General features: G+C 74.0%; 21 protein-coding genes. 6 read left to right on the top strand and 15 right to left on the bottom strand.

The annotated features are described in order from the left end of the window. Positions 1–34: 34 nt before the first annotated feature. From ACIGG8_RS17750 to ACIGG8_RS17735, 4 genes are all read right to left on the bottom strand, one after another. On the bottom strand, positions 35–1,378 hold the full coding sequence (locus ACIGG8_RS17750; RefSeq protein WP_396548983.1) for a glutamyl-tRNA reductase: 1,344 nt from the start codon (positions 1,376–1,378) through the stop codon (positions 35–37). A 25-nt stretch (positions 1,379–1,403) separates the two neighbouring features. Continuing rightward, positions 1,404–2,300, bottom strand: a complete 897-nt coding sequence (locus tag ACIGG8_RS17745; RefSeq protein WP_396549109.1) for a redox-sensing transcriptional repressor Rex — start codon at positions 2,298–2,300, stop codon at positions 1,404–1,406. A 107-nt stretch (positions 2,301–2,407) separates the two neighbouring features. Beyond that, positions 2,408–3,154: an exonuclease domain-containing protein gene (locus tag ACIGG8_RS17740; RefSeq protein WP_396548981.1), complete on the bottom strand. Its 747-nt coding sequence runs from the start codon at positions 3,152–3,154 to the stop codon at positions 2,408–2,410. A 162-nt stretch (positions 3,155–3,316) separates the two neighbouring features. Next, positions 3,317–3,592, bottom strand: a complete 276-nt coding sequence (locus ACIGG8_RS17735) for a glutaredoxin family protein (RefSeq protein WP_350521614.1) — start codon at positions 3,590–3,592, stop codon at positions 3,317–3,319. Positions 3,593–3,704: 112 nt separating this feature from the next. Between ACIGG8_RS17735 and ACIGG8_RS17730 the strand changes: the two genes are divergently transcribed. From ACIGG8_RS17730 to ACIGG8_RS17720, 3 genes are all read left to right on the top strand, one after another. Next, positions 3,705–4,724 (top strand): HAD family hydrolase, encoded by a 1,020-nt coding sequence (locus tag ACIGG8_RS17730; protein ID WP_396548979.1) that lies wholly within the window; start codon positions 3,705–3,707, stop codon positions 4,722–4,724. Positions 4,725–5,353: 629 nt separating this feature from the next. Beyond that, positions 5,354–6,127 (top strand): ECF subfamily RNA polymerase sigma factor, BldN family, encoded by a 774-nt coding sequence (locus tag ACIGG8_RS17725; protein WP_396549107.1) that lies wholly within the window; start codon positions 5,354–5,356, stop codon positions 6,125–6,127. A 270-nt stretch (positions 6,128–6,397) separates the two neighbouring features. Next, positions 6,398–7,693: a DUF5667 domain-containing protein gene (locus ACIGG8_RS17720; protein WP_396548978.1), complete on the top strand. Its 1,296-nt coding sequence runs from the start codon at positions 6,398–6,400 to the stop codon at positions 7,691–7,693. A 119-nt stretch (positions 7,694–7,812) separates the two neighbouring features. On the opposite strand, the gene ACIGG8_RS17715 is transcribed toward ACIGG8_RS17720, so the two are convergent. The 5 genes from ACIGG8_RS17715 to ACIGG8_RS17695 all read right to left on the bottom strand — a co-directional run bounded on the left by ACIGG8_RS17715 (position 7,813) and on the right by ACIGG8_RS17695 (position 12,020). Beyond that, positions 7,813–8,820, bottom strand: a complete 1,008-nt coding sequence (locus ACIGG8_RS17715; RefSeq protein WP_396548976.1) for a lysophospholipid acyltransferase family protein — start codon at positions 8,818–8,820, stop codon at positions 7,813–7,815. A 7-nt stretch (positions 8,821–8,827) separates the two neighbouring features. After that, complete coding sequence (locus ACIGG8_RS17710) at positions 8,828–9,937, bottom strand: NAD-dependent epimerase/dehydratase family protein (protein WP_350521734.1); 1,110 nt, start codon at positions 9,935–9,937, stop codon at positions 8,828–8,830. A gap of 151 nt (positions 9,938–10,088) precedes the next feature. Beyond that, entirely contained in the window at positions 10,089–10,187 is a 99-nt protein-coding gene (locus ACIGG8_RS17705; protein ID WP_003948845.1) for a 30S ribosomal protein bS22, read from the bottom strand. 190 nt (positions 10,188–10,377) lie between these two features. Then, the gene (locus ACIGG8_RS17700) at positions 10,378–10,587 is read right to left on the bottom strand and encodes a helix-turn-helix domain-containing protein (RefSeq protein WP_045699258.1); all 210 of its coding nucleotides are present in this window, start codon (positions 10,585–10,587) and stop codon (positions 10,378–10,380) included. A gap of 236 nt (positions 10,588–10,823) precedes the next feature. After that, a complete protein-coding gene (locus ACIGG8_RS17695; protein ID WP_396548974.1) occupies positions 10,824–12,020 on the bottom strand; it encodes an acetoin utilization protein AcuC in 1,197 nt (398 codons plus the stop codon). 178 nt (positions 12,021–12,198) lie between these two features. Between ACIGG8_RS17695 and ACIGG8_RS17690 the strand changes: the two genes are divergently transcribed. After that, positions 12,199–12,729, top strand: coding sequence for a hypothetical protein (locus ACIGG8_RS17690; protein WP_396548972.1), 531 nt, complete (start codon positions 12,199–12,201; stop codon positions 12,727–12,729). Between the two features lie 58 nt (positions 12,730–12,787). Here ACIGG8_RS17690 and ACIGG8_RS17685 read toward each other — a convergent pair whose 3' ends face one another. Both ACIGG8_RS17685 and proC read right to left on the bottom strand, forming a co-directional pair. Next, positions 12,788–13,987 carry an MFS transporter gene (locus ACIGG8_RS17685; protein ID WP_396548971.1) on the bottom strand — a complete coding sequence of 400 codons (1,200 nt, stop codon included), beginning with the start codon at positions 13,985–13,987 and terminating at the stop codon, positions 12,788–12,790. Positions 13,988–14,102: 115 nt separating this feature from the next. After that, positions 14,103–14,930, bottom strand: coding sequence for a pyrroline-5-carboxylate reductase (gene proC, locus ACIGG8_RS17680; RefSeq protein WP_396548970.1), 828 nt, complete (start codon positions 14,928–14,930; stop codon positions 14,103–14,105). A gap of 244 nt (positions 14,931–15,174) precedes the next feature. On the opposite strand from proC, the gene ACIGG8_RS17675 reads away from it, so the two are divergent. Next, positions 15,175–15,624, top strand: coding sequence for a hypothetical protein (locus ACIGG8_RS17675; protein ID WP_396548969.1), 450 nt, complete (start codon positions 15,175–15,177; stop codon positions 15,622–15,624). Positions 15,625–15,758: 134 nt separating this feature from the next. After that, the gene (locus ACIGG8_RS17670; protein WP_396548968.1) at positions 15,759–17,084 is read left to right on the top strand and encodes a hypothetical protein; all 1,326 of its coding nucleotides are present in this window, start codon (positions 15,759–15,761) and stop codon (positions 17,082–17,084) included. Positions 17,085–17,112: 28 nt separating this feature from the next. On the opposite strand, the gene ACIGG8_RS17665 is transcribed toward ACIGG8_RS17670, so the two are convergent. From ACIGG8_RS17665 to ACIGG8_RS17650, 4 genes are all read right to left on the bottom strand, one after another. Then, positions 17,113–17,679 carry a hypothetical protein gene (locus tag ACIGG8_RS17665; protein ID WP_396548966.1) on the bottom strand — a complete coding sequence of 189 codons (567 nt, stop codon included), beginning with the start codon at positions 17,677–17,679 and terminating at the stop codon, positions 17,113–17,115. A gap of 93 nt (positions 17,680–17,772) precedes the next feature. Beyond that, positions 17,773–19,617 carry a dihydroxy-acid dehydratase gene (gene ilvD / locus ACIGG8_RS17660; RefSeq protein WP_396548964.1) on the bottom strand — a complete coding sequence of 615 codons (1,845 nt, stop codon included), beginning with the start codon at positions 19,615–19,617 and terminating at the stop codon, positions 17,773–17,775. 217 nt (positions 19,618–19,834) lie between these two features. After that, positions 19,835–20,605 (bottom strand): class I SAM-dependent methyltransferase, encoded by a 771-nt coding sequence (locus ACIGG8_RS17655; protein ID WP_396548962.1) that lies wholly within the window; start codon positions 20,603–20,605, stop codon positions 19,835–19,837. Positions 20,606–20,654: 49 nt separating this feature from the next. Beyond that, positions 20,655–21,458: a sugar phosphate isomerase/epimerase gene (locus ACIGG8_RS17650; RefSeq protein WP_350521735.1), complete on the bottom strand. Its 804-nt coding sequence runs from the start codon at positions 21,456–21,458 to the stop codon at positions 20,655–20,657. Positions 21,459–21,913 lie beyond the last annotated feature (455 nt).

The raw sequence follows: 21,913 nt of genomic DNA, 5'->3' as shown, positions 1-21,913 counted from the left end.
TCGTCCCGGTGGTACTCGTGGGATGGCTGACGGTTCATCTGGTGCCCCCGGCGGAGGGCTGGGGCGCGCCGCCGACGGGTGTCCCGGACACCGCGTGCACGGCGGCCGGGTCGAGGTCGAACAGCTCGCGCAGGGCCTCCGCGTAGGAGGCGCCGCCGGGCTCGGCGGCCAGCTGCTTCACCCGGACGGTCGGGGCGTGCAGCAGCTTGTCGACGACGCGGCGGACGGTCTGGCCGATCTCGGCGCGGGAGCGGTCGTCCAGGTCGGGCAGCCGGGCCTCCAGCCGGCCGAGCTCGGCGGCGACCACGTCGGAGGCCATCGAGCGCAGCGCGACCACGGTCGGCGCGATCCGGGCGGCCCGCTGGGCGGCGCCGAAGGCCGTCACCTCGTCGGCGACGATCCGGGTGACCTGGTCGACGTCGCCGGCGCCGGGGGTGGCGGCGTGCGCGTGGGAGAGGCTCTCCAGGTCGACCAGCAGGGCGCCGTCCAGCTCGTGGACGGCGTGGTCGACGTCGCGCGGCATGGCCAGGTCGAGCAGGGCGAGCGGGCCCCGGCCGGCCGGGCGCAGGGCGACGGCGGCGGCCACGTCCTCGGCCTTGACCACCACGCCGGCCGCGCCGGTGCAGGAGATCACCAGGTCGACGTCGGCCAGCGCCTCCGGCACCTTGGCGAGGTCCAGGGCGCGGGCGACGTCCGGGCCGAGGATGTCTACCAGCCGCTCGGCGCGGGCGGCGGTCCGGTTGGCGATCAGCAGGTCGGTCACGCCGGAGCGGACCAGGGTGGCGGCGGCCAGCGAGCTCATCGAGCCCGCGCCGACGACCAGCGCGCGCTTGCCGGCGATCTCGCCCGCGCCCGCCGCGACCTGCTCCAGGCCGAAGGTGACCAGCGACTGGCCGGCCTTGTCGATGCCGGTCTCGCTGTGCGCCCGCTTGCCGACCCGCAGCGCCTGCTGGAACAGCTCGTTCAGGTCGCGCCCGGCGGTGTGCTCCTCCTGGGCCTTGGCCAGGGCGTCGCGCAGCTGGCCGAGGATCTGGCCCTCGCCGACCACCATCGAGTCCAGGCCGCAGGCCACCGAGAAGAGGTGGTGGACGGCGCGGTCCTCGTAGTGGACGTACAGGTGGGAGGTCAGCTCCTCCAGGTCCACCCCGCTGTGGTGGGCGAGCAGCAGCGACAGTTCGGCGACGCCGGCGTGGAACTTGTCCACGTCCGCGTACAGCTCGATCCGGTTGCAGGTGTTCAGCAGCGCGGCCTCGGCGACGGTCGCGGTGGCGGCCGCGTCGTGCAGCAGCCGGGTCGGCACGTCGCCGGTCAGCGCGGCGCGCTCCAGCACCCCGACCGGGGCCGTGCGATGGCTCAGCCCTACGACGAGAAGGCTCATGCCCGCCCCCCACAGCTCTCGGTGTTCATGCGGGCATCACCGCGGAGAGATCCCCGTCGCCGCCCTTGGCGGCCTTTCCCTTGGCCTGCTCGGCCTGGTCCTTCGCCGTCGACTCGGCGGTGCCGCGGCCCTTGCCGCTGCCGCCGGCCGCACGCCGCAGCTTGGCGGCGGCGGCGCGGACCGGGCCGGGAGCGCGGTCGAGCACCGACTCGGCGCGGTCGTCCGGCTCCTCGCCGGCCTTGCGCTGCTCGTGGAAGGCCAGGATCTGCAGCTCGATGGAGAGGTCCACCTTGCGCACGTCCACGCCGTCCGGAACGGTCAGCACGGTCGGGGCGAAGTTCAGGATGCTGGTGACGCCCGCCTCGACCAGCCGGTCGCAGACCTGCTGGGCGGCACCGGGCGGGGTGGTGATCACACCGATGGAGACGTGCTGGCTCTCGACGATCGACTCCAGCTCGTCCATGTGGCGCACCGGCAGCCCGGCCGCACTGGTGCCGACCACGTTGGGGTCGGCGTCGAGCAGGGCGGCCACCCGGAAGCCGCGGGAGGCGAAGCCGCCGTAGTTGGCGAGGGCGTGGCCGAGGTTCCCGATGCCCACGATGACGACCGGCCAGTCCTGGGTCAGGCCGAGCTCGCGGGAGATCTGGTAGACGAGGTACTCGACGTCGTAGCCGACGCCGCGGGTGCCGTAGGAACCGAGGTAGGAGAAGTCCTTGCGGAGCTTGGCCGAGTTCACGCCGGCCGCGGCGGCCAGCTCCTCGGAGGAGACGGTCGGCACCGAGCGCTCGGAGAGCGCGGTGAGGGCCCGCAGGTAGAGGGGCAGGCGGGCGACGGTCGCCTCCGGGATGCCCCGGGCACGCGAGGGTCGGCGCGCGGCGCCCTGGTCGGGCGTCTGCGAACTGCTCTGTGGTGATCGGCCGATTGCCACGGTGCTCCTGTGGGTGAAGCTGGGCTTTGGCAGCCAGGCTATGCGTTTGTGAACGTGTGCACAAAGATGGTGTCCGATTTGTCCCCGCACAGTGATGCGCATCACGCCATCGAGCCCATAGCACCGGCGTGTGTCAGCACGACCTCCGGGGCCTGCGCGCCGGGCAGCCAGGGGCCGTACGGCGCCTCCCGGCGCAGCAGCGGGACGGCCGCGCCGGACGGGCCGGAGCGGGCCCCGCCCAGCCGCGGCCAGGGCACCCGGGCCGCCTCGCGCAGCGGGCCCGCCCAGTCGCCCGGCGGGCAGGAGGGGGCCCCCAGGCAGTGCCGCAGCAGCTCGGCCGTCACCCGGGCGTCGCCGAGGGCGGTGTGCGCCGGGTACCAGCCCAGGCCCGCCGCCTCCACGCAGGCCGCCAGGCCGTGGCTGCGGGCCTCCGGCAGGTGGGCGCGGGCCAGCCGCATCGTGCACAGCAGCGGGACGGGCGGCAGCGGCACCCCGATCCGGGCGAACTCGCGATCGAGGAAGGCGTGGTCACAGCTGACGTGATGGCCGACCAGCACCCGACCGGCCAGCAGCTCCAGCAGCTGCGGGGCGATCTCGCGGAAGCGCGGGGCGCCCTCGACGTCGCACTGGCGTATCCGGTGCACATGGGTCGGGCCGACCGGGCCCAGCGGGTCCAGCAGGGTGGCGAACTCGCCCTCCGGGCACAGCCGCTCGTCGAGCAGCACGACCGCGACCTCGACCACGCGGTGCCGCCACGGGCTGCGGCCGGTCGCCTCCACGTCCACCACGGCGAAACCCCCGGCCCCGGACGGGGCTTCGGGCGTGCCGGGGGTCGGACCGGGAAGCATGGCGGCACTCCTCGTGTGCTCAGCCCCCCACGGGCGCAAACGCGTTCGATCGTAAGCCGACCAAGGCGCCCCGGCCGGGGCCGAAACGGAGTGTCTTTGGCAACGATTCGGCGAAGCGCCCCCGCCGAGTGGCGGGGGCGCGAGCGCCCGCGCGCCGGGCCGTCAGCCGCCCAGGGCCGCGCGCAGCCGGCGCTCGTCGACCCGCCAGAAGTCGTGCTGGCGCCCGTCGACCAGGGTGACCGGGATCTGCTCCCAGTAGCGGCGGTACAGCTCCTCGTCCTGGGTGATGTCCTTCTCCTCGAAGGACGCCCCCAGCTCGCCCGCCACCCGGACGATGACCTCGCGGGCCTCGTCGCACAGGTGGCAGCCGGGCTTGCCGACCAGGGTCACGGTACGGTCCGCGGGATCGGGGCTCTTGCGTCGCAGCAGTGGGCTCACCGCCCCATTCTGCGCCCACGGGGCGCCCGCCCCCGCGCGCGGTGGAGCTGTTCACCTCACGGGCACGGCACCGTCACGGCCGCTCCGCGCCCGGCTGGCTATGCTCGGTGCCATGGCCGTGCTCCGAAGGCTCACCCAGGCAAGACGTTCCACCAGCGAGCGGAGCGCCCTGGCGGGCGAGGCCGCGGCCGAGGCGGCGGAGGCCGCGCTGCGGGCCGAGCCCGGAGCGGCGGACGCCCCCGCGGCGGACGCGCAGGCCGCCGGGGACACCCCGGCCACCGCGGACGGCCAGGCCCCGGCCAAGCCCGGGAAGGCGCCCAAGGCCCCGGCCGGGAACCACACCCCGGACCAGGACGACCCCCGCGCCGCCGCCTTCTTCGACTGCGACAACACCATCCTGCGCGGCGCCGCGATCTTCTACCTCGGCGTCGGCCTCTTTCGCCGCGGCTTCCTCACCCGCCGCGACATCGCCCGCTTCGCCTGGCAGCAGGCCTGGTTCCGGCTGCACGGCGCCGAGGACCCGGACCACATCTCGGACGCCCGGACCACCGCCCTCGGCATCGTCGCCGGCAAGCGCACCGCCGACCTGGAGGAGATCTGCGAGGAGATCTTCGAACCGGTCGTCGCGGACAAGATCTGGCCGGGCACCCGCGCGCTGGTCCAGATGCACCTGGACGCCGGCCAGCGGGTCTGGCTGGTCACCGCCGCCCCGCTGGAGGTGGCCCGGATCATCGCCCGGCGGCTCGGCATGACCGGCGCGCTCGGCACCGTCGCCGAGGCCCGGGACGGCCTCTACACCGGCGGACTCGTCGGCGACATGCTGCACGGCCCGGCCAAGGCCGCCGCCGTCCGGGCGCTGGCCCGCCGCGAGCGCCTCGACCTCGACCGCTGCGCCGCGTACAGCGACTCGGCCAACGACATCCCGATGCTCTCGCTGGTCGGCCACCCGTACGTGGTGAACCCGGACGGCGCGCTGCGCCGCCACGCCCGGGCCCAGGGGTGGCGGGTGCGGGACTTCCGCACCGGGCGGAAGGCGGCCAAGGTGGGGCTGCCGGCGGCGGCCGCGGTCGGGGTGCTGGCGGGCGCGACGGCGGCCGCCGTGGCCCTGCACCGGCGACACCGGCGCGCCTGAGACCACCGCCGCACTCCGCCGCACTCCGCCGCCGGAGCCGTCACACGGGCTCCCGCGGCGTCACCCGACGCGCTCGCCCGCGCGGGTGACCGGACGTCAACCAGGGCCCTGACCTGGCCGCTCGTACGGGCGAACTCCCTTCCGGTGCAACACGGTCAAGGGTCGATGCGCGAACCTGTCAGCCGGTGACCGGTTCTGATCGTTCGCCAGACCGGGAAAGTCAGGGGTTGCCGAGCCCCAAGGCTGGGAAACGGCCCCCCGAACCGCCGAATTGGTCACCCTGAGCGCCTGTTCGATCACGTTGAGCCGGATGAACGCCGACAGCTCCGGTCAGTGTCAGCCGAATATGCGCAACAAATGGATCCCAAACGACCACTTCGACCACACGGTGTAGCTGTCATTGCACAAAGCGTTATTCTCTCCTGGATGCACGTCCCCACACGTCCCGCTCGAACGGACGCTTCGGGGAGTGCTCTCCGCGCAGGCGGAGGTGATCCGTCCACAGTTCTGCCTCTGGGAGTCCCGTGTACCCACCCGTCCGGAACGACGCGCCTGCACCCTCCCGCCCGTCGTCCGCGCCCCTGCGCCCCCGCACCGGCCACCACGACCGGCCCACCGCCGAGCGGCAGATCTCCACCGGCCTGGACCTGCTGCGCAGCCTGCTCCGCAGCCAGCTCGCCGCCTCGCCCCAACTCGTGCCCGCCGGAGGGTCGTTCGTCCACCCGCACGGCCCCGGCCTGGCCCTGCGCACCACCGCCGCCGGCTCGGCCGGCACCGGCTCGCGCGGTCGCACCGGCGGCGCCGGCCTCGGGCGCGGCCGCTCCCGGACCGCGACCGGCCCCGGCTACGAGACCGAGCACAACCCGATCATGGAGCTGGTCGAGCGGGCCCAGGCCGGTGAGAGCGAGGCCTTCGGCCGGCTCTACGACCACTACGCGGACACCGTCTACCGGTACATCTACTACCGGGTCGGCAGCCGGGCCACGGCCGAGGACCTCACCAGCGAGACGTTCCTGCGCGCGCTGCGCCGGATCGGCACCTTCACCTGGCAGGGCCGGGACTTCGGCGCCTGGCTGGTCACCATCGCCCGCAACCTGGTCGCCGACCACTTCAAGTCCAGCCGCTTCCGGCTGGAGGTCACCACCGGCGAGATGCTCGACTCCAACGAGTGCGAGCGCAGCCCGGAGGAGTCGGTGCTGGAGTCGCTCTCCAACGCCGCCCTGCTGGACGCGGTGCGCCGGCTCAACCCGCAGCAGCAGGAGTGCGTCACCCTGCGCTTCCTGCAGGGGCTCTCGGTCGCGGAGACCGCCCGGATCATGGGCAAGAACGAGGGCGCCATCAAGACCCTCCAGTACCGCGCCGTACGGACGCTGGCGCGGCTGCTGCCGCCCGACGCCCGATGAGCCGACCGTGACCGCGGGGGACACAGCCGGAGGGCCGCCCGGCCGGCCGTCACCGTCCACGCCCGACCGACACGTCAGAGTGAACGGTCGGTCCGATGATCAGCCGTGCGTAACCGACCGCCCGCACCGATCGTTGGCCAGCGTGCAAGCCTCCACCAGGCGTACGGTCAAGCCGAATTGCGACCCGTCACCCGATGGAGTGGCTTTGGCCAGCCGGGGCAACCGTCCGGCGGGCCAGGGTGTCGACAACGACGAAGGGAGGTGTGGCCCGTGACGGCAAACGTGCTGGAGCACCGGCGGGCGAAGGCCTTCGCCGAGGCGCTGGAGGCCCACCGGACGGAGCAACGCGCTGCAACCGACGCGGAATCGGCCAACACCGCAGGCACCGGCCCCGGTTCGGCCGCGATGGCCGAACTGGTCGGCCTGACCGGCGTGCTGGGAGCGCTGCCCGGACCGGTGCTGGACCGGGAGGTCCGGACGGTCCAACGCGCCCAGCTGATGGCCGCGTTCGAGCAGGCCTTCGCCGGCGGACCGGGCGCCGCGGTGCCCCGCCAGCGCCGCCACCGGGCGATCCGGTCGGCGCCGCGCGGCCGGTGGAGCCGCCGGTTCGCGATCGGCGGACTCGTCGCCGGGCTCGCCGTCGGCAGCCTGGCCGGTGCCGCCGCCGCGAGCACCGGAGCGGTTCCCGGGGACACGCTGTACGGGCTGAAGCGCGGCCTCGAAGGGCTGCGGCTCGACTTCGCCGGCTCCGACGCCGAGCGCGGTGAGCTGCTGCTCGACAACGCCGCCACCCGGCTCGGCGAGGCCAAGGTCCTGGTCGGCCGCACCGGCCCGGCCGGCGCACTGAGCCCGGCCACCGTCGAGCAGGTCCGCCGCGCCCTGGACGACATGCACGCGGACGCCCTCAAGGGCCGCGAGCTGCTGCGCTCGGTCTACCGCAGCAACGGGTCGCTCGACCCGATGCGCGCGCTGGCCGGCTTCGCCCACGACGAGGACGGCCGCTGGACCGAGCTGCAGGGCAAGCTGCCCTCCCAGCTCACCCAGCAGGCCTCCCTGGTGAGCCAGCTCTTCGACGACATAAGCGAGGACGTCGCGCCCCTGCGCCTGGTCCAGCCCTCCGGCAAGAACGGTGGGTCGCCGGGCTCCGGAGCGGGCGGCGGCTCCGCCGACTCGACGGGCGGCTCCCCCGCCGGTGCCCCGGCCGACGGCTCCGGCGCCACGCAGGGCGGCGGCCAGGCCCCGGACAGCGGCGCCACCGGCGGCAACCGTCCCGGCACCACCGCCCCGGTCGGCCCCGGTGTCGGCGCGACCGGCAGCGGCGGCAAGGGCGCCGGCCTGCCGAGCACCCTGCCCACCAGCGCCCCGGACGCCGTCAACGGGCTGGTCGGCGACCTCACCAACGGGCTCACCGGCGCCAAGCCCTCGCCGAGCGCCGACGCGGCCCCGCCGCAGGTGCCGCAGCCGTCCGGCACCCCCGGTGTCCCGGACGGGGCCCGGCAGCAGGGCGTCGAGGTGCCCCCGCTGGTCCCGGGCCTGCTGCCCGGGCTGCGGATCCTCGGCGGCTGACGGCACACCGACGGCACGGAGCGGGCCCTGCGGAGTGCGATATCCGCCGGGCTCGTTCCGTGCTCCCGTACGGCGGTCCTTCCGGCCTCCCGTACGGGGAAGGGGGCCAGGGGAAGGGGTCAGAAGAACACCGAGCGCCGCTGCACCAGCAGCTGGTAGAGCGTGTGCTGGATGGTCTCGCGCACCTCGTCGGCCAGGTCGAAGACCAGCATCGGGTCGTCCGCCGCCTCCGCCGGGTACCCGTCGGTGGCGATCGGCTCGCCGAAGCGGATCGTCCACTTGGTCGGCAGCGGCAGCACCCCGAGCGGGCCCAGCCAGGGGAAGGTCGGCGTGATCGGCACGTACGGCAGGCCCAGCAACCGGGCCAGCGTCTTCACGTTGCCGATCATCGGGTAGGTCTCCTCCGCCCCGACGATCGAGCACGGCACGATCGGCACCCGCGCCCGCAGCGCCGAGGCCACGAAGCCGCCGCGGCCGAACCGCTGCAGCTTGTAGCGCTCGGAGAAGGGCTTGCCGATGCCCTTGAAGCCCTCCGGCCAGACCCCGACCACCTCGCCGCGCTCCAGCAGCGCCTGCGCGTCCTCGTTGCAGGCCAGGGTGTGGCCGGCCTTGCGGGCCAGCTCGTTGACGCCGGGCAGCACGAAGACCAGGTCGGCGGCGAGCATCCGCAGGTGCCGCCGGTTCGGGTGGTGGTCGTGGATGACCACCTGGGTCATCAGCGCGTCCAGCGGGATCGTCCCCGAGTGGTTGGCGACGATCAGCGCGCCGCCCTCGGCCGGGATGTTCTCCACGCCCTGGACGTCGATCCGGAAGTACTTCTCGGCGAGCGGGCGCAGCAGGGAGAGCAGCACCTCCTCGGTGAGCTCGCGGTCGAAGCCGAACTCGTCCACCTCGTAGTCCCCGGTGACCCGGCGGCGCAGGAAGGCCAGCCCCTCCGCGGCGCGGCCTTCCCACCCCTTGCCCAACAGCCGGGCGGCCGCCGGGCCGAGCGGCCCCGACAGCGCCCCGCCGACGGCCCCGGCGAGCCGGTCGGCCAGGCCGGGGCCCTCGGGTCCGGTCCAGCTGGGGGCGGATTCGATCGGGATCACCTTGGCCTCGCCCGACGCGTTCTCGGCTGCGGCACTCATCGCGGGTTCAGCTCCTCGGTCGGCGGGGGCGGTTCGGTACGGCGCCCGGCGCGGCGGGGTCGGCCCCCTCCGGGCCGAGCAGCGCGGCCAGCCGGTCGGCGACGGCGGCCAGCCGCTCGGGCGGCAGCAGGCCCGGGCCCACGGCGGCGGCGAAGTCGGCGAAGGCCTCGGGCGTGGTGAACGCCGGGCGGTAGCCGAAGGTCTCGCGCAGCCGCGTGGTGTCCACCACCCGGCCGTGGGTGAGCAGCCGCAGCTGCTCCGGTGAGACGTCCACCAGCCGGGTCTGGCGGGCCAGGACGGCCATCCAGCTGACCGCGGGCAGCAGCAGCGGCAGGGTGGGCCGGCCCAGCCTGCGGGCGCACTGGGAGAGCAGCAGGACGCCCTCCCCCGCCACGTTGAAGGTACCGGTGTTGACGGTGCCCGGCTCGGGCTCGCCGACGGCCCGGCAGAGCACGGCGACGGCGTCGTCCTCGTGGACGAACTGCAGCCTGGGGTCGTAGCCGAGGACGGTCGGCAGCACCGGCAGCGCGAAGTACTCGCTGAGCGGGGTGTCCGGGTTCGGGCCGACGATGTTGGCGAAGCGCAGCACCGTCACCGCGACGTCCGGGCGGCGCCGGGAGAAGCCGCGGACGTAGCCCTCGACCTCCGAGGCGTCCTTGGCGAAGCCGCCGCCGGGCGGGGTCTTCGGCTGGATCCGTTCGCTGAACACCGCCGGGTCGCGGGGGGCGGAGCCGTACACGCCGGTGGTGGACTTCACCACCAGCCGGCGCACCCCGGGCGCCTTCTGGCAGGCACCGAGCAGCTGCATGGTGCCGATGACGTTGGACTCCTTCACCGCGGAGCGGTTGGTGGAGCCCAGGCCGGTGGCGCTGACGCTGAGGTGCACCACGGTGTCCACCTGGTGCTCGGCGAGCACCCGGGACAGCGCCGGTCGGCGCAGGTCGAGCTGGTGGAAGCGGTACGGGGCGGCCGGGCCGGGCGGCTCCTCGGCCGGCGTCCCGGGCGGCTGCACGTCCACGCCGACGACCAGGTCCACACCCGGACGGCGGCGGACCTCGGCGACGAAGCGGGCACCGAGATGGCGTGCCACGCCGGTGACGAGCACGACCACGCCCACGGTGCTGCACCCCATTTCCCTCGACCCGAGCGGCCTGCGTGCACCGTACCGCGCCGCCCCGCCGGGCCGTGAAACGACACCGCCCGCCCGGGCCGCGAGGGCCTGGGCGGGCGGTGGAAGCGCTGGGCGCGCTGGGCGCGGCCGGGGGCGCTTACTTCTTGTTGCGACGCTGAACGCGGGTCCGCTTCAGAAGCTTGCGGTGCTTCTTCTTGGCCATACGCTTGCGACGCTTCTTGATGACAGAGCCCACGGAACAACCCTCGCTCACTGAGACTCTCGTCCGTGAGAGACGGAGTCCATACGACTGACGTGAGGGCCTAGCCTACCGTCCGCGTGGCCGGGGCTGTAAATCGCACTCCCGGCAACCGGGAAACTCGCGGGAAATCCGGGGCGAACGGAGCCGGATCCGCGGCTGCGGATCCGGCCCCGCCGGCCCGGTGCTACGCGCTCTCAAGCCGCACGTACGACTCCTTGAGGTACTCGTGCACCGCCTGCTGCGGCACCCGGAAGGACCGTCCGACCCGGATGGCCGGCAGCTCGCCGCTGTGCACCAGGCGGTACACCGTCATCTTGGACACCCGCATGACCGCGGCGACCTCCGCCACGGTCAGGAAGACGACTTCCTGCAGGGGACGCTCCACGGAACTCATGACCATCACCCGACCCTTACCCGTGTGCAAGGCACCGGCTTCCCCTCCGGTGACTCCACCGGCACACGTGTATCCCCAGAGTAGTTATGCGTGGTACCAGTGGGAAGAGGGGAGGTGCAGTCCTCGTACGGTGAGAGATAGGACTGTTGCAGTACGTAGCCGATCGGCGGATCGGACCGCCCCGCGTACGCACGGCCCGGCCGGTGCCCCGCCGGCGCCCGGCCGGCGCGCCGGGTTCAGGCCAGGAGGCCGTGGTGGGGGAACACCGCACGGCGGCTGGCAAGAATGGCCTGATCGAGCCGGTCGGCCGGATCGTAACCCGCGTCGAAGTCGCGCCAGGCCGGGCGGGCGCCGTCGGTCATCCGCAGCGGGGCCGGGCGGCGGGTGCGGCGGTAGACCTCGGCGCGCCAGGACTCGGGGGTCTCGGTGGCCGGGTCGAGGGGCCGTCCGGCGGCGGTGGCGACCAGGTGGGTCCAGGTGCGCGGGACGACGTCGACCACCGCGTAGCCGCCCCCTCCGGTGGCCACCCAGCGGCCGTCGGCGTGCCGGTGGGCGAGCTCGTGCAGTTCCTCCGCGATCAGCCGCTGGGCGTCCACGGTGACGGCGAGGTGGGCGAGCGGGTCCTCCAGATGGGTGTCCGCGCCGTGCTGGGTGACCAGGACCTGCGGCCGGAAGGCGTCGAGCAGCTCGGGCACCAGGGCGTGGAAGGCGCGCAGCCAGCCGGTGTCGCCGGTGCCGGCCGGCAGCGGCAGGTTGGCGGCGGAGCCGGGGGCGTCCGGGCCGCCGGTCTCCATCGGCCAGCCGGTCTGCGGGAAGAGCGTGGCGGGGTGCTCGTGCAGGGAGACGGTGAGCACCCGGGGGTCGTTCCAGAAGGCCTCCTGGACGCCGTCGCCGTGGTGGACGTCCACGTCGACGTAGGCGACCCGCTCGGCACCGAGTTCGAGCAGCCGGGCGATGGCCAGCGCGGGGTCGTTGTAGACGCAGAAGCCGGAGGCCTTGCCGGGCATCGCGTGGTGCAGCCCGCCGGCGAAGTTGACGGCGTGCGGGGTCTCGCCGCGCCAGACCGCCTCGGCGGCGGCCACCGACTGGCCGGCGATCAGCGCGGAGGCCGTGTGGACCGCGGGGAAGGCCCAGTTGTCGTCGGTGCCGAGGCCGTGCCGGGTGTCGGTCAGCTCGGGGTGGGCGGCGGCGTGCTTGACCGCCTCGACGTACTCCCGGGTGTGCACCAGCTGCAGGGTGGACTCGCCGGCGGGCGGTGCGGACCGGACGCTCACCCCGGGGCCGCCGTTCAGCCCGAGCGCCTCGACCAGGCGCATGGTGAGGGCCAGCCGGGTCGGGTCCATCGGGTGGCCGGGGCCGAAGTCGTAGGCGGTGACGGCCTCGTCCCAGAAGAGGTGCAGGCCGCAGGGGGTGTCACGCTCGGCTTCGGGCATGGCCTCCACCGTAGCGGGTGGCGGCGGGCGGGCCGCCGTCAGGGCGCGCCGGGGCGGCGGCGGGGCTCCGGTTGCGCGGCCGGGGTACGGCAGTCGTGGTGCAGCTGTGCGGCAGTCGTGGAGGTGCTTTGTTGAGGCGGTACAGACAAACGCTCCGCGCCTCCATATCCTCTCCGCCATGAAGCCATTCAGCGTGCAACGCCTTGGGGTAATTCTCGCTGCAATACTGGGACTTGGCCTGCTCTTCGCCGCCCAGCCGGCCTCCGCCGCGGTCAGCGGGACCGCCTTCGCCGTCGACAAGTCGACCGCGAAGGCCGGCGACCAGCTGACCCTGACGCTGTCACTCACCAATACCGAGACCAGCGACATCTACTTCGCCTACGAGGCCGTCCAGCCGACCTGGCCGGCCAACTCACAGGCCGGCGCCTTCACCGTCACCGGCTGCACCGGCGACACCGTCGACTGCGTGATCAACGGGAACAGCGCCAACTTCCACTTCGACGCGCCGATCGCACCGGGCGCCACCAAGACCGTCACGCTCACCGTGAAGATCTCCGACACCCCGCCGTGGAGCGCCACCACGCCGTACACGGTGAACTGGGCGCCGTACGTCTACTACGAGTTCGGCCAGGTCGGCGGCACCACCTCGGCCAAGGACCAGGGCTGGCCCTACGGCGTGACCGGGATGGACACCACGATCCTCGGCTGATCCCGGCCGGCCTCGTCCGGCGGGTGCGACCGCCGCCCCGCCGCCCCCGCTCCCGCCCTCACCCGGCGGCGGCGGGGGCCAACACCGGCGCCGGGGCGAAACGGTCGGCCAGCGGCAGCACGGCGAGCACCAGCAGCATCGGGGCGAGCAGGGCCCAGCGGTACGAACTCGCGTCGGCGATCGCCCCGACCAGCGGCGAACCGAGCAGGAACCCCACGTAGTTGAAGAGGTTGAGCCGGGCCACCGCGGCGTCCGAGTCGGCCGGGAAGAGCCGGCCGCCCGCCGCGAAGACCTGCGGGATGATCGCGCAGATGCCGAACCCGAGCAGGGTGAAGGCGGCGATCCCCGCCCAGGGGGCGGGCGCGACCGCCGCCAGCCCGAACCCGAGCGCGGCCAGCGCCGCACCGCCCCGGACCACCGGGACGGCGCCGAAGCGCTGCACCGCACGGTCGCCCGCCGCGCGGCCGAGCAGCATCGCGACCATGTAGCCGAGGTAGGAGAGCTTGGCGAGGTCCTCCCGGCTGCCCAGGCCGTCGGTGAGGTACTTGACGCTGTAGTTGGAGACCGAGGCGTCGGCGATGTACGCGAAGGCCATCGCCAGGCAGAGCGGCAGCAGCGGCCGCCAGGGGACGGACCGGGCGGCGGCCTCGGCGGCCTCCCGGACGGCGTCACCGAGTTCGGCCGGGCCGGCGAAGCGCGTGCCGGTGACCACCGCGAGCGGGGCGATCACCGCGGCGGCCGAGCCGAACAGCACCGGCAGCCCCAGGTCGTAGTGCGAACCGAGGCCCGCCAGGACGGCACCGACGATGCCGCCCAGGCTGAACGCGGCATGGAAGCCGATCATGATCGAGCGGCCGTAGCGGTGCTGCAGGCCCACCCCGAGCATGTTCATACTGGCGTCCAGCGCCCCCACCAGCAGCCCGAACGCCCCCAGGGCGAAGGCGAGTTGCCACAGTGCGTCGCCGAGCCCGACGGCCGCCAGACTCAGGCAGACGGCCGGCTGGACCGCTCTCAGCACCGCCCGCGCGCCGGTGCGCTTCACCAGCTGCTCGGAGGCGATCGAGCCGACCCCGGCCAGGATCGGCACGGCCGCCAGGAAGACCGGCAGCAGCCCGTCGCTCAGCCCGTACCGGTGCTGGATCTCCGGGATGCAGGTGACCAGCAGCGCGAAGGTGGTGCCCTGCAGGAGGAAGCTGACGGCGAGCGCGGCCCGCCCGACCCTCAGGCCGGGCGGGACGTCGGACGGCGCGGCACTCATACGGACCTCCACACGGGCCTCCTGGCGTCCTCGCTACCGGCCGGTAGGACGATGTTGGCGAGAGCGTAGGCGGTGCGCCGCGATTGCGGGAGGGGTCGCGCAGGGTCCGGGCGTACTACTTCCCGCCGGAGGCCAGCTCCCGGGAGCGGTCCCGGGCCGCCTCCAGGGCGGCCAGCAGCGCGGCCCGCACACCGTGGTTCTCCAGCTCGCGGATGGCCGAGATCGTGGTGCCGGCCGGGGAGGTGACCGCCTCGCGCAGCTTCACCGGGTGCTCGCCGGAGTCCCGCAGCATCACCGAGGCGCCGATCGCGGACTGCACGATCAGGTCGTGCGCCACCTGGCGGGGCAGGCCGAGCAGGATGCCGGCGTCGGTCATCGCCTCGACCAGGAAGTAGAAGTAGGCCGGGCCCGAGCCGGAGAGCGCGGTGGCCGCGTCCTGCTGGGACTCGGGCAGCCGCAGCGCCTTGCCGACCGAGCAGAAGATCTCCTCGGTGCGCGCCAGGTGCTCCTCGGTGGCGTGCGAGCCGCCGGAGATGACGCTCATCCCCTCGTCCACCAGGACCGGCGTGTTGGGCATCACCCGGACCACCGGGGTCCCGGCGGCGAGCCGCTCCTCGAACCAGGCGGTCGGGACGCCGGCCGCGGCCGAGATCACCAGCCGGTCCGCGCCGACGTGCGGGGCCAGCTCCTCCAGCAGGGTGCCCATGTCCTGCGGCTTGACCGCGAGGATCAGGGTGTCGGCGAGCTTGGCGGCCTCGGTGTTGGAGACGGCCACCACCCCGTACCGGGCGGCGAGTTCGGCCGCGCGCTCGGGGCGGCGGGCGGTCACCAGGACGTCCGCGGGGCTCTTGCCGGCCCGCAGCAGACCGGAGAGCAGGGCCTCGCCGATCTTGCCGGTGCCCAGGAAGGCGATCTTCTGTCCGTGTGCTGCGCTGCTGCCCATGGTCCGCTCCTTGCCTCGGTACTGCGGACATCCTCGCACCGCGCGGCGGGGCCCGGCGGGACCGTCCGGTCCGTGGTCGCCCGGTTCGGGGCAGGGTGGGCGGCGGGGCCCCGGCGGGGTGCGCGGCCGGGCCGGGCCGGAGGGAGGGGAAGGGCGGCGGGGGCCCGCCGCCCGTGCGCCCCTAGGGAGAAAACCAGGGGGTTCCCCTATGGCCTCCGGGGCCGGGCGGGCGCACCGTTGAACCATGGCACACGACGAAATGTCCCGACGTGAGAACCGGCAACTCGCCGTCGCCTCGGCGACCGTGGGCCCGTGGCGGACGGCCGCGGGGGTCGGTGCGGTGGTGGGGGCGACATCCCTGGGGATCGAGGCGATCTCCGGGAACTGGTCGCTGAGCATGCTGGCCGGACCGGCCGGCTGGGCCCTGTTCTTCTTCTTCCTGGTCGGCACCGTCGGCGGGCAACTGCGCCGCGACACCGCCGACCGACGACTGCGCCGCTGGGCGAACGACCACCCGTGGCAGTCGGCGCTCCCGGCGGCCGGCGGGCTGCTCGTCCTGAACACCCTGGCGCAGCTGTTCCTCGGCGACGCCGGCCTGTTCGGCGCCTTCTTCCTCTCGCTGCTACCGGCCGGCATCCTGCTGGCGATCGCCGGGGTGGTGGGCTCGGTCAAGCAGGCCCGGGGCAAGGACTGACGCCCGGCGCGGTTCCGGGCGGGCCGGGGTGAACCCGGGCGAAACGGGCTGAACCACCACCCGGTGCGCACGCGTTCACCACCCGGTGTGCCCCCGATCGACGCATCGTCACCCCCCGTCGTCATACTGGCGCGATGCCGATAGCCGAAGATCCGGAACCGCGCCCCACCAGGGGCGACGAGCCGGGCGGGTCCGACCCGTCCGGAACGGGTGCGAAGGACCCGTTCGCCGACCTCGTCCTGGACGAGGAGTTCGTCCGCAACGCCACCGTCGCCGAGCAGAGCGGGCGCACCCGCATGCTGGCCGCTCGGTGGAAGCACACCCCGCCGGTCGACCCGGGCGGCCGCCGCTCGGTCAACGACGGCCCGGCGCCCGCGCGCCGTTTCGGCCGCAAGCCGAAGCAGCCGGCGCTCGACCCCTGGGGCAACCCGCGCCCGCGCCGCCGACCGCAGTGGCGCACGCCGCTCTACGTCGTGCTGACCGTCGCCGTCCTGCTCGCGGCACTGAACATCGACGGGCTGCGCCGCTGGTACTCCGACCACTACGGCGGCAACTCGTCCTCGGCCGGACCGGTGCCGACCGTCGCCCCGGAGACGGCCAGGCCGACCTCGGCGCCGCCGACCGCCCCCGACGACACGCCGACCGTCGACCACCCGTGGAAGGGCTCCCCCGCCGAGGGCTGGCCGAACGGCGCGGAGGCCTTCGTGCTGCCCGACGCCAAGGCCATCGGCGTCTTCTCCGCCGACGAGGTCGCCGCCCAGCTCCAGTCGGTCAATGCCTACCTGACGGCCGCCGACCTCGACCCCCAGGTGATCGCCGGCGCCCGCCCGGAGGCCGCCCTGGCGATGCTCGACCACGAGGAGCGGGCCTCCGCCGTCGCCGCCCTCGACCACCCCGGCAAGGACACCGACCCGACGGACTGGTTCACCCGCTTCGACCCGCGCGAGGCGGCCCTGGTCGGCGGCACCGTCAAGGTCCAGGGCCGGATGAGCATCGAGGGGGACGGTGACGGGGGCGTGCTGGTGCACACCGACTTCACCTTCGTCTACCCGCTGCAGCCGGGCCCCGACGCGGAGAAGCTGGCCTCGGCCCGCCGCACGCAGGGCGCCACGCCGCCCGGCACCGCCCCGGGCGGCACCGCCAAGCCCGTCGGCCTGGTCGTCCCGGCCGCCGACAACACGGGCAGCACCTGGACGGCCCGCACGATCGTCCGCAAGGTCGACGACTTCCGCTTCTACGACCCGAAGCGCTACAAGGTCGACGCGAAGAAGCTGGTCTTCGCCAAGACGCAATCCGACGTGGGCAACAGCTCCTGCGACATCTACGACGGCTTCCTGCACCCGCAGTTCCAGCAGTTCGCCGATCACGACCCGGCACCGACCGGACCGACCAGCGACCCGTACGACCGGAGCAAGGACATCGCCCCGAACGAGCAGTGCGGGACGGCGAGCCGCAGCTGAACCCCGGCCGGGGAGCCGCCGGGCCGCGTCAGCGCTTGCGCTTGGCCCGGCTCGGCGGCGCGTCGGAGGGCCGGCCGCTGCGGCCGGCCCGGCGCTTCTCGTACCGGGCCACGGCCCGCTGGTAGGAGGCGCGCTGGACCGCCTCGCCGGGCGCCTCGACCAGGCTGCGGGCGAAGTAGGCGGCCAGGGCGCCGGCGCTGCCGATGAGCCAGACCGCGCCGAGCGACTTGTCCTCGGCCATCCAGCCGGTCAGCTGGTCCTTGCCCTCGGTGAGCAGCTTCCAGGTGCGCCGGACGGACATCATCGAGCAGACCGCGATGGCGACGGTCAGCAGCCCGTTGACGAAGGTCCCGTTGTCGGAGAGGGCGATGCCCTCGACGCCGAAGCGCAGCAGCAGCACCACCGCGGCCGTCGCGACCAGCGCACCGAAGGACACGGCGACCCGGCGCAGCCAGTAGCCGCCGTCCCGGTTCAGCCAGCTGGTACCGAACCAGCGGATCGGTTCCGGCTCGGGGCCGCCGACGGCCCTGGGGGCCGCGGCCGCCACGGGGGCTCCGGCGGCCTCGGGGGCGGGGGTGGGGGGCTGCTCGCTCACGCCGTCGATTATCACCCGACCGCCGCGAACGACGGAGGAGCCGTCCCGGCCTGCGGGACGGCTCCTCCTCGTACCGGCGGGTCCTGCCCGGTCTCAGCCGAGCTTGGTCACGTCGCGGACGGCGCCCTTGTCGGCCGAGGTGGCCATCGCGGCGTAGGCGCGCAGGGCCTGGCTGACCTGGCGGTCGCGGTTCTTCGGACGGTAGCCGCCCGCGGCCTCCAGGGCGCGGCGGCGCTCGGCCAGGACCTCCTCCGGGACCTCCAGGGAGATCGTCCGGCCGGGGATGTCGATGGCGATGGTGTCGCCGTCCTCGACCAGGGCGATGGTGCCGCCGGAGGCCGCCTCCGGGGAGGCGTGGCCGATGGACAGGCCCGAGGTGCCGCCGGAGAAGCGGCCGTCGGTGACCAGCGCGCAGGCCTTGCCGAGGCCGCGGCCCTTGAGGAAGGAGGTCGGGTAGAGCATCTCCTGCATGCCCGGGCCGCCCTTGGGGCCCTCGTAGCGGATGACGACGACGTCGCCCTCCTTGACCCGCTTGGCCAGGATCGCCTCGACCGCGTCGTCCTGGGACTCGACCACGACGGCCGGACCGCTGAACGTCCAGATCGACTCGTCCACGCCGGCGGTCTTCACGATGCAGCCGTCCTCGGCGAGGTTGCCGTACAGCACGGCCAGGCCGCCCTCGACGGAGTAGGCGTGCTCGACGCTGCGGATGCAGCCCTTGGCGGCGTCGGTGTCCAGCGACTCCCAGCGCTCGGACTGGGAGAAGGCCTCGGCGGAGCGGACGCAGCCGGGCGCGGCGTGCCACAGCTCGACGGCCTCGGCGGAGGACGAGCCGCCGCGCACGTCCCAGGTCTTCAGCCACTCGGCGAGCGAGTCGGCGTGGACGGTGTGGACGTCCTCGTTGAGCAGCCCGCCGCGGTACAGCTCGCCGAGGATCGCGGGGATGCCGCCGGCCCGGTGGACGTCCTCCATGTAGTACGAGCCGTTCGGCGCGACCTTGGACAGGCAGGGCACCTTGCGGGAGATCGCGTCGATGGCCCGCTGGTCGAAGTCCAGCTCGGCCTCCTGGGCGGCGGCGAGCAGGTGCAGGATCGTGTTGGTCGAGCCGCCCATGGCGATGTCCAGGGCCATGGCGTTCTCGAAGGCGGCGCGGGTGGCGATCGCGCGGGGCAGGACGGAGGCGTCGTCGCCACCGTAGTAGCGGTTCGCGATCTCGACGACGTTGTGCCCGGCCCGCTCGTACAGCGCCCGGCGGGCGGTGTGGGTGGCGAGCACCGAGCCGTTGCCGGGCAGCGAGAGGCCGATGGCCTCGGTGAGGCAGTTCATCGAGTTGGCGGTGAACATGCCGGAGCACGAGCCGCACGTCGGGCAGGCGTTCTCCTCGATGATCGCGATGTCCTCGTCGGAGACGTTCTCGTTGACGGCCTGCGAGATCGCGTCGACCAGGTCGAGCTTGCGCACGGTGCCGTCGACCAGGGTGGCCTTGCCGGCCTCCATCGGGCCGCCGGAGACGAAGACGGTCGGGATGTTCAGGCGCAGCGCGGCCATCAGCATGCCCGGGGTGATCTTGTCGCAGTTGGAGATGCAGATCAGGGCGTCCGCGCAGTGCGCGTTGACCATGTACTCGACCGAGTCGGCGATCAGGTCGCGTGAGGGCAGCGAGTAGAGCATGCCGCCGTGGCCCATCGCGATGCCGTCGTCCACGGCGATGGTGTTGAACTCGCGCGGGATGCCGCCCGCCTGCTTGATCGCCTCGGAGACGATCCGGCCGACCGGCTGGAGGTGGGTGTGACCGGGGACGAACTCGGTGAAGGAGTTGGCGACCGCGATGATCGGCTTGCCGAAGTCCTCGCGGGCTACGCCGGCCGCCCGGAGAAGCGCCCGGGCGCCTGCCATGTTGCGACCGTGGGTGACCGTACGGGACCTCAGCTCGGGCACTGTGCTCCACTCCTTCGGGCTCTCGCCGGCGCCCCGCCGGTGGGAGGGTGCGGGGGCCGCTGTGGCTACCGAGCCTACGCCCGCCGTCCGGGCGGCCGACGGGCCGTCCGCGATGCGGTCAGACGGCGAGTCGCGGGCGGGTGCACGGGTGCGGGCGGGTGGGGGTGGGTGTACGGGCGGGGCGCTCGGTGTACGGGTGTGGCCGGCTCGGGTGCGGTCAGCTCGGGGTGACGGCCACAGTGAGGTCGAGGGCGAACGGCTCGACCACGACGCCGTCCGGGAACTCGGTGAACATGGCCTCCCGCTCGGCCGCCAGCACCGGCGCGCGTTCCTCGGGCGTCAGCGACGCCAGGTACGAGCGGGAGGTGAGGTCGGTCAGCACGTGGTCGACGGTGACCCGCCGCTCCCAGTGCAGCACCGCCCGCTCCACCGCGAGGCCGGCCGGCTCGAAGTGGCCGGTGAAGCTGCTGATCCCGCCGTAGCCGCGGTAGCGGGCGGGCAGTGCGGCGGCCATCCGCCGGTCCCGGGCGCGCACCCACGGCACGGTCTCGTCGTGGACGTTCCACCAGACGGCGATGGCGCCGCCCGGCCGCAGGACCCGGACCGCCTCCGGGACCGCCCGCTCCGGGTGCGTCCAGTGGAAGGCCTGCGCGTAGGTGATCAGGTCGGCCGAGCCGTCGTGGAAGGACAGGTCGTCACCGCCGCCGCGGACCAGCGGCAGCGTGGGCGAGGAGGCCAGGAACTGCGCCGCCATGCCGGAGCTGGGCTCGACGGCGACGACCTCCGCGCCGCGGGCGGCCAGCAGTCGGGTGGCGATGCCGGTGCCCGCGCCGACGTCCAGGACCCGCGCTCCCTTGAGGCCCCAGCCCCACAGCCTCTCCAGCGCGTCGAACAGCTCCGCGGGGTAGCCGGGACGGGCCCGGTCGTACTCGGCGGCCACCGCCCCGAAGCTCCTGGCGGCCTCACGGTAGTCCTGCTGCTCCGTCATCTCTCCCCTTCCTTGCGGAAGTTCGCACCCGCAGCGGGGCGCACGGGGCTCAGCGTACGTGCGACGGGGTGGCCAGGTGCAAGCGGGTGAAGGCCAGTGCCTCGGCCAGATCGGCCTCCCGTTCGGCGGGCGACGCGGAGCGGCGGGTGTTGACCTCCAGCACCACGTGGCCGTCGAAACCGGTGCGGGCGAGGTGCTCCAGCAGCTCGGCGCAGGGCTGCTTGCCGCGGCCGGGGATCAGGTGCTCGTCCTTGCCGGATCCGCTGCCGTCGGCCAGGTGCACGTGGGCGAGTCGGTCGCCCATCCGCTCGACCATGGCGAAGGTGTCGATCCGGGAGGTCGCGACGTGCGACAGGTCGATCGTGAAGTGCCGGTACTCCTCGTCGGTGACGTCCCAGCCGGGCGCGTACGCCAGCACCTCGCGGTCGCGGTAGCGCCATGGGTACATGTTCTCGACGGCGAAGCGGACGTCGGTCTCGCCCGCCATCCGGTTGATGCCCTGGACGAAGTCCCGGGCGTACTGCCGCTGCCAACGGAACGGCGGGTGGACGACGACGGCACTCGCGCCGAGCTTCTCGGCCGCCGCCCGGGCCCGGACCAGCTTGGTCCACGGGTCGGTGGTCCACACCCGCTGGGTGATCAGCAGGCAGGGCGCGTGCACGGCCAGGATCGGCATCCGGTGGGCGTCGGAGAGCCGGCGCAGGGCCTCGATGTCCTGGCTGACCGGGTCGTTCCAGACCATCACCTCGACCCCGTCGTAGCCGAGCTTGGCGGCCAGCTCGAACGCCACGGCGGTGCTCGCCGGGTACACCGAGGCGGTGGACAGGACCACCTTGGTGTCGGGGATGTGCAGGGCCGGATGCCTGGGCAGCACCAGCCGGTCGGTGGTGCGCAGCAGCGGCGGGCGGGCGGCCTCCCGGCGGGCGGCCTTGACCGAGCGCACCGACTGGACGGCCGCCTTGGCGGCGCCGGCGGCCCGGGCGGTGCGGGTCTCCTTCGGTGCGGCCTTGGCGGCGGCCCTGCGGGGGGCGGGCGCCGCGGACGGGGTCGCGGTCGGGCTTGCGGTCGCGGACCGGCTCGGCTTCCCCGTCGGCCGCTCCGTCGGCTTCGGCTCGGCCTGGTTCGGCTCGGCCTGCTTCGACGCGGCCTTCCTCGGCTCGGCTTTCCTCTGCGCGGTCCTGTTCGGCGTGGAGTTCTTCGGCGTGGTCCTGCCGGACGCGGTCCCCTCGGCGGTGTCGTCCTTCTTCGCGGCGGACGTCTTCGCGGCGGACGTCTTCGCGGTGGCCTTCTTCGCGGTGGCCTTCGCGG

The organism is Kitasatospora sp. NPDC085464 (assembly GCF_044541955.1).
GTDB lineage: Bacteria > Actinomycetota > Actinomycetes > Streptomycetales > Streptomycetaceae > Kitasatospora.
The sequence above is the reverse complement of the archived record's forward strand: the minus strand, read 5'-3'. Positions and strand labels throughout refer to the sequence as shown.